Source organism: Synechococcus sp. H55.11 (assembly GCF_047462475.1).
Lineage (GTDB): Bacteria > Cyanobacteriota > Cyanobacteriia > Thermostichales > Thermostichaceae > Thermostichus.
Map to the genome: position 1 here is coordinate 1 of NZ_JANSJI010000082.1, position 7,310 is coordinate 7,310.

At 62.0% G+C, this 7,310-nt stretch carries 4 protein-coding genes; all 4 read right to left on the reverse strand.

Annotated features, from left to right (window positions below; translation table 11 throughout):
* The coding region (locus NW853_RS03455; RefSeq protein WP_414334847.1) for a glycerophosphoryl diester phosphodiesterase membrane domain-containing protein at positions 1-644 on the reverse strand (644 nt) is incomplete at its 3' end.
* A 96-nt stretch (positions 645-740) separates the two neighbouring features.
* Entirely contained in the window at positions 741-2,039 is a 1,299-nt protein-coding gene (locus tag NW853_RS03460; RefSeq protein WP_414347772.1) for an FAD-dependent oxidoreductase, read from the reverse strand.
* Positions 2,040-2,069: 30 nt separating this feature from the next.
* A complete protein-coding gene (locus tag NW853_RS03465; protein ID WP_414347775.1) occupies positions 2,070-4,163 on the reverse strand; it encodes a protein kinase domain-containing protein in 2,094 nt (697 codons plus the stop codon).
* A gap of 167 nt (positions 4,164-4,330) precedes the next feature.
* A complete protein-coding gene (gene uvrA, locus NW853_RS03470; RefSeq protein WP_414347776.1) occupies positions 4,331-7,231 on the reverse strand; it encodes an excinuclease ABC subunit UvrA in 2,901 nt (966 codons plus the stop codon).
* Between the last annotated feature and the right edge of the window lie 79 nt (positions 7,232-7,310).

Consider the following 7,310-nt stretch of genomic DNA (forward strand, 5'->3'; position numbering starts at 1 on the left):
TGCTGCAGGGATCGGAACAGGAGCACCGTATAGATATCGAGGATGGGCGCAACTGCTGTGACGGCAGCATTTCCAACCACAACCGCACCCAAGGCAGCTCCCAGGATCCCCCCAACAAGAAACAAAATCAGGAGTGGGATGCCGAAGATCAAACTCACAGCCAGCAAAGCCCAAAACACGCCCCACCAGCGATCTTTGACGAGGTTCCAACTGTAGCCCAGACCTTCCGTGGCACCTTTGCCTTCCAGGGCAATCGCACAGAGAGTGAAAACCAGCCTTACCCCCCAGTAGATACCAGGGAGCACAAACAGCAGCATCCCAAGCATGACAATTAGCGCCAGCAGAATGCTGCCGAAAACCAGGGGCACTGCCTTCGAGAGGGCCCAGTCGAGGCTGTTGCCCAGTAGGGGAGCTTGCCGCTTCAGGTGCTGATCCACCAGCCAAAAGGCTGCGCCAGCCAGGATGGGAGCAACAATTAGGCTGTAGGCCAAATTGAGGATCCCCCCAAAAAGTGGGATCAGCTCTGCGACGATGGGAATGACAAAGCCGGGAGAGGCCAGGATCAACAGCGGCCCATAGACGGGGCCTACAACTTCAAACGAGCGCTGCAGAAGGAAAAACGGGTTAAGAGTAGCGCTTTGCATGGTAGAGGGATCCCTGTGGCAACCACCCCCTTCATACCACGCCATCCCCCTTTTTGGGCTGAGAAGGGGATTAAGAAAGTCAAAGTCTGTGTCTTGCTATACAGAAGATTTTTGTAAAATCCAGGCCGCCGCTTGTTCGCCGCTGCGCAGGGATCCCTCGAGGCTGCTCTGGTGGGTGTATTCTCCAGCCCAGAGAAGGCCCGGCAGGCCGCTGCAGGTGGGAACCAGATGCTGCTGAAAGCCGGGCGGCTGGACAAACTGGGCAAAAGGGATCCGATACACCCGCAGCAGGCGCAATCGTTCCAAGGGGGCTTTGGGAAAATAGGTTTGCAGCTCGGCCCGGCAGGTTTGGGCCAGTTCCTCATCGCCCAGAGGGGGATCCCCCAACACCGTCACCGAATAGAGGTGTTGGCCGGCAGGAGCCAGCGCCGGGCTGAGGCGGGTGAGCTGCACCCAGTGGTTGATCCAGCCTTGGCCACTGGCGTTGAGGTACAAGTAGGCACCGCGGGCCAGGGAAAAGGGGGCGCAGAAATAAAGGCAGGTCACCGCCCGTCCCTGGGTGGGGATGGGCGCAGCAGCTTGAGGGCAGAGCTCCGCTTGCCAAGCCCGCGCTTGAGGGGCATCGGTGGCGCAGACCACCCACTCGGCAGGGATCTCCTCGCCCTTGGCGGTGCGGATCCCGCGCACTTTTCCCTCTTCCACCAGGATGCGCTCCACCGAGGTTTGGTAGCGGATCTGCTCTGGGGCAAGGTGGCCGGCCAGTTGGCGGACAATCTCTCCCATGCCCAGCGCCGGGGTGACGATGGCTCCTTCGGCCATCATCTTGAAATAAAAGGCAAAGAGGCGGGCGCTGCTGGCCAGATCCGGATCCAAAAGAATGCCGCGGAAAAAGGGGTAGAAGAAGTGCTGGCAGATCTTTTGGGAAAATCCGTACTCCTCTAGGAACTCTCGCACCGAGCGGTCAGATCCCCCCAGTCCTTCCTGGAAAACCTGTTCTGGGGTGCGCCGCGCCAGCTCCGCCCGCAACTGCAGCACCTTGAGCTTGTCGCCAAAGCTGGCCAAGGGGTTGAAGAGGGAAGGGACAATGCTGGTCGGATCCCGCAGGGGATCCCCCAACAGCCAGCAGCGACCGGGTTGGGCCAGCATCGCTCCCGGACGGTAGGGGCAGGGATTGAGCTGGCCTAGATCCAGATGCCGCCGCACTTGGGGATAGGCGGTAAACAGCACCTGAAAGCCGCGATCCAAACGGAAGCCCTCCACCGCGTCGGTGCGCACCCGCCCGCCGGGGCCGTCGCTTTTTTCCAGGACTAGGACATCGCTCCAACCCGCCTGGCTCAGCACCTTGGCGCAGGTTAAGCCGGCCAGCCCTGCCCCGATAATGACCACTCTGCCCATGCTGCTGGGATCCCTTCTCCGTGGAGTATTTTACCTGGCTCGATTCCTCAAGGCTGAGTCCCCTTCTGAGGCAGGATGTTCTGGCCCCCAGATGCGAATGGCGCCATCGGCACCGCCGCTGAGAAGGGTTTGCCCGTTGGGGCCAAACAGCAGAGCACTCACCATCCAAGTCTGGCCGCCCAGGGTGCGCAACTCTTTGCCGCTGCCCAAATCCCAGAGTTTGATCTGCTGGGCGCGGTGATCGGTGCCGCTGGCCAGCAGGCGGCCATCGGGGCTGAGGGCAAGGGTGGCCAAGCCAGACAAGGGCTGGGCCAGAGTGCGCTCGAGGGATCCCGTGCCCACGTTCCAGATCCAGACGCCGGAAGCGCTGGCGGCGAGCAAGTGGCGGCCATCGGGGCTGAGGAGCACCTGCTCGATGGGGTAGTCAGCCTCCAGGGTTTTCAACAAAGCCCCGCTGCCGGGATCCCAAAGATGAACAGTGGGATCCCCGTTGGCGGCCACCAGGATCCAGGGCGGGCTCCTTTTTTCCGCCACCCCAGAGGGAGCGAAGGCCACCGCCGTAATGCCTGACCCCTGGGTAACCGGGTGGGCGGCGCTGTCGATGGTGCGCACCAACTGGCCATCCTCAGCTTGCCAAAGGCGAATGGTACGGTCGGCGCTGCCGCTGGCAATCCAACGGCCATCGGGGCTGATGGCGACGCTGTTGATCAGCTCGGTGTGGCCCTGCAACTGCAGCCGTGGCACCCCATCCCCCAGGGTGACCAAATCCCAAACCCGCACCGTCTTGTCGGCCCCCCCACTCACCAAAAAGGTACCATCGGGGCTGATGGCCAGCGTCTCAATCGAGCCTTCGTGGCCTGCCCAGCTCTGCAGCAGTTGGCCGGCCTGGGGATCCCAAAAGCGGATGACACCGTCGTCTCCCCCGGCAACCAGGAGATCTCCATCCGGGCTGATGGCCAGAGCGGTGATAGCGGCGGGGCCTTCCAGTGTGGCCTTGAGCTGCAAGGACTTGGCCCAGTCAGCTAGGTTGAGGGCAGGGCTGGAAGAGGATAGGGATCCAGTCCTGGAGGGATTGGGCGGCTGCTCTGGGGAGCTGAAGCTTTTGAGCCCAGCGGATCCCAAATTTGCCCTCGTTCCCGCGGGCGGGACAGAGTCCCTGGGCACAATTGCCTTCTCTCCCCACAGGCTGAGGTTGGCCGCCAGTTGCCAGGCAGCAGCTCCGAGTAGCACCAGCAAAGCCGCCAGACTACTCCCCGCCCAAAGTGGTGGGATCCAGAAACGCGCCCGCAGTGATACCGAGGAACGCGGCGGCGTAGTCGGCTCCTGTAAGGGAGCGGCGGCAACAGGGTCGGGCAGGATCTCAGCGCCGGGAGAGACGCCCTCTGCCAGAGGCAAAGCCTGGAGAGCGGCCAAAGCTGCCGCTGCCGAAGCAAAGCGCTGCCGCGGGTCACAACCCCCCAGGCAATCCAAAAAAGCGGCAAAAGGAGCGCTGGTAGGAGCCAGATCGTGCCAGCGCAGCTCTCCCGTCAACGGGTCGCGAAACAGCTTGTGGGTCGGGATCCCTGAGAGGGCCTGTATGGCGATGAGACCAAGTGCCTCCAGATCGCTGTCGGCAGCCTCGGGCCCAGAGTTGCAGCAGCCCAAGCCCAACACCACCCAGCGGCCATCCGCCCGGCGACAGATTAGGCGAGAGGGCTCTAGGTTGCAGCAGTTTACCCCCTCACTGTGTAGCAAGGCCAAGGTTTGCAGCACATCTTGCAAAAAGGCCCGCACCTCAGCTTCTGTCCAAGGCTGACCTTGCTCAGTGGCCTGGCGCAGGGCCTGTTCCAGAGTCTGCCCCTCGATCCACTCTTCTACCCAGTAAAAATCTCCCTCTTGCTCAAAATAAGTCAGCAGGCGTGAGATACACTCATGGGATCCCAGGCGTTCCCACAGCGCCATTGCCTGTTCAAATCGCTGCCGGGCGGCAGAGGGCTCTTCCCCCTTGGGAGAGCGAGGTTGCCAACGCCTGATCACCACCCAGCTCTGTTCAGGGCGATGGCCATCTTGGGCCAGGTAGGTTTGCCCGCTGGATCCCAGTTCTTCCAAGATCTGATAGCGGCCACCCAGGGTCTGCCCTACCATAAGGACTCCGGCTACTCCAGGCATATATGGTCTACCGTTCGCGTCAGCACTGCGGAGCACTTTAGCGGGACGGAGTTCTTTGGCTCTACCCTTGGGGAGGATGCGAACCTTTTCCTTCTGGATCATCATGCCACACGGGCAAAAGGCTCAGAGTAACCCTGAGTTACTCAGTGGCCGGGGGGATGTCGTTGCAAAACCTGCTTTAGGTAGCGCCCCGTATGGGATCCGGGATGCTCGGCCACTTCTTCAGGGGTGCCGACGGCAACAATCTGGCCGCCCTGGTCGCCCCCTTCCGGCCCCAGGTCAATAATCCAGTCGGCACAGCGGAGGATGTCCAGGTTGTGCTCGATCACCAGCACGGTGTTGCCCGCATCCACCAACCGCTGCAGAACATTCAAGAGCTTGTGAACGTCGTAGAAGGACAGGCCGGTGGAGGGTTCATCGAGCAGGTAGAGGGTTTTGCCGGTGGAGCGGCGGGCCAGTTCTGCCGCCAGCTTCACCCGCTGCGCTTCCCCGCCGGAAAGCGTCGGAGCGGGCTGGCCCAGCTTGATGTAATCAAGGCCCACATCGGCCAAGGTCTGTAGAATCTTAGCGGCAGGGGGTAGGGCGGCAAAAAACTCCAGCGCCTCCCCCACCGTCATGTCTAGGACTTCGGCGATGTTTTTGCCCTTGTACCTGACCTGGAGGGTCTCGCGGCTGTAGCGGCTGCCCCCACACACCTCGCAGGTGACGTACACATCCGGCAGGAAGTTCATTTCAATCACGTTCACCCCCTGCCCTTTGCAGGCTTCACAGCGCCCCCCCTTGACGTTGAAGGAAAAGTGGCCGGATTGATAGCCCCTGGCCTTGGCCTCTAGAGTCTGGGCAAAGGCTTGGCGGATGGGATCAAAGAGGCCCGTGTAGGTGGCGGGGTTGGAGCGGGGGGTGCGGCCAATGGGGGATTGGTCGATGACAATGACCTTGTCGATGTGTTCAATGCCGTGTAGCTCCCCCATTTCCGTTGGCTTAGGCACCTTCTGGCCGAGGGAGTGTTGCAGGGCAGGGTAGAGCAACTCGTTGACCAGGGTGGACTTGCCGGAGCCGGAGACGCCGGTGACGCAGACCAGCTTGCCCAGGGGGATCTCCACATCGATGTGCTTGAGGTTGTTTTTGTGGGCATCGGTGAGCTTGAGGGAGATGGCTTTGCCAGGTCGCCGCTGAGCTGGGGTTGGGATCCGCCGCCGCCCCGCCAGATAGGCGCCGGTGAGGGAGCGCTCGCAGGCTAGGATGTCGGCTAGAGATCCTTGGGCCACCACTTCTCCGCCGTGGATGCCAGCGCCAGGGCCAATGTCCACGATGTGGTCGGCGGCGCGAATGGTCTCTTCATCGTGTTCCACCACAATTAAGGTGTTGCCCAGATCCCGTAGGCGGAATAGGGTTTGCAAGAGGCGTTGGTTATCCCGCTGGTGCAGGCCAATGGAGGGTTCGTCCAGCACGTAGAGCACCCCCGTCAGGCCGGAGCCAATCTGGCTGGCCAGTCGGATCCGCTGCGCCTCGCCCCCCGAAAGGGTCATGGCCGGTCGGGCTAGGGTGAGGTAGTCAAGGCCCACGTCAATTAAAAACTGCAGGCGGGTTTTGATCTCCCGCAGCACCAGCTCGGCAATCTGTGCTTGGCGGGGGGTAAGCTGGAGCTGCTCCAGGCGCTGCAGGCAGTCGCGGATGGAGATCTCGGTGAGATCCGTGATGCGGTAGCCACCGACGCGCACGGCCAGGGCCTCTGGCCGCAGCCGGGATCCGCCACAGGCGGAACAGGAGCGGTAGGTGAGGTAGGTCTCCAGCTTTTGCCGGTAGGTTTCGGCGGTGGTTTCTTGGTAGTGCCGCTGCAACTGCGGGATCACCCCTTCGTAGCGACGGTAGTAGCCGCGGCCCCGGTAGGGGGATTCCGCCTCAACGTAGATCTCCTGGTCGCTGCCGTAGAGGAGGAGCTGCTGCTGCTCGGGGGTGAGGTCGCACCAGCGGCTGCTGAGCTCAAAGCCAAAGGCCTTAGCAGCCCCCGCCAGTAGGGCCAGATAGTAGGGGTTCTCCCGCTCCGCCCAGGGAGCAATGGCCGCATAGAGGGGGAGCTTGGGATCCGGCACGATCCGGTCGGGGTCGAAGATGGGTTCAAAGCCCAGGCCGTGACAGACGGGACAGGCGCCGATGGGGGAGTTAAAGGAAAATAGCCGCGGCGACAGCTCGCCCAGCACGGAGCCGTGTTCGGGGCAGGCAAATTGTTCCGAAAAGATCAGCTCCGTTGGCTTGCCGTTGAGGTACTGCCCCGCCACCTCGGCTACTTTTTGCAGCAGGTGTTCCCGTTCGTCTTCACGGGGCAAGAGCTCCACCACCGCCAGTCCCCCCGACTGGCGCAGACAGGTGGTCAGGGAATCCGCCAGCCGCTCTGCCATGTTGGGGCCTTTAACCAGCCGATCCACCACCACCTCAATGGTGTGGGCCTTGTTTTTGGCCAACTCAATTTCCTCGCTGAGATCCCGCACCTGGCCGTCGATGCGCACCCGCACAAACCCCTGCTGGCGCAGGCTTTGCAAGAGCGCTGCGTGGGTGCCCTTTTTTCCCCTCACCACGGGCGCAAGCAACTGAAAGCGCGTCCGCTCCGGCAGGGCCAGGATCTGGTCCACCATTTGATCCACCGTCTGGGGGGCAATCACCCGGTCACAATGGGGGCAGTGGGGGATCCCGGTCCGCCCATACAGCAGCCGCAGGTAGTCGTAGATTTCGGTCACGGTGCCAACCGTGGAGCGGGGGTTGTGGCTGGTGGACTTTTGGTCGATGGCAATGGCTGGGCTCAAGCCCTCGATGCGGTCTACATCCGGTTTGTCCAGTTGCCCCAGAAATTGCCGCGCATAGGCGCTAAGGGACTCCACGTAGCGCCGCTGCCCCTCGGCAAAGATGGTGTCGAAGGCCAGAGAAGATTTTCCAGACCCGGAGACGCCGGTAAACACCACCAGGCGATTGCGCGGGATCCGCAGCTCGAGGTTTTTGAGGTTGTGCTGCCGCGCCCCCACCACATGGATTTCGTTTTGGCCGGACATCTCATCCCCTCTGTGTGCAGCGTGGGTGGAGACTCTGCCCAAAATTGGCGAGTCGAAAAACAACAAAAGTTAAGGAACA

What these genes read in the sequence shown, in the direction of transcription:
- uvrA (WP_414347776.1), bottom strand. Translation starts at nt 7,231, where the DNA reads ATGTCCGGCCAAAACGAAATCCATGTGGTGGGGGCGCGGCAGCACAAC.
- NW853_RS03460 (WP_414347772.1), bottom strand. Translation starts at nt 2,039, where the DNA reads ATGGGCAGAGTGGTCATTATCGGGGCAGGGCTGGCCGGCTTAACCTGC.
- NW853_RS03465 (WP_414347775.1), bottom strand. Translation starts at nt 4,163, where the DNA reads ATGGTAGGGCAGACCCTGGGTGGCCGCTATCAGATCTTGGAAGAACTG.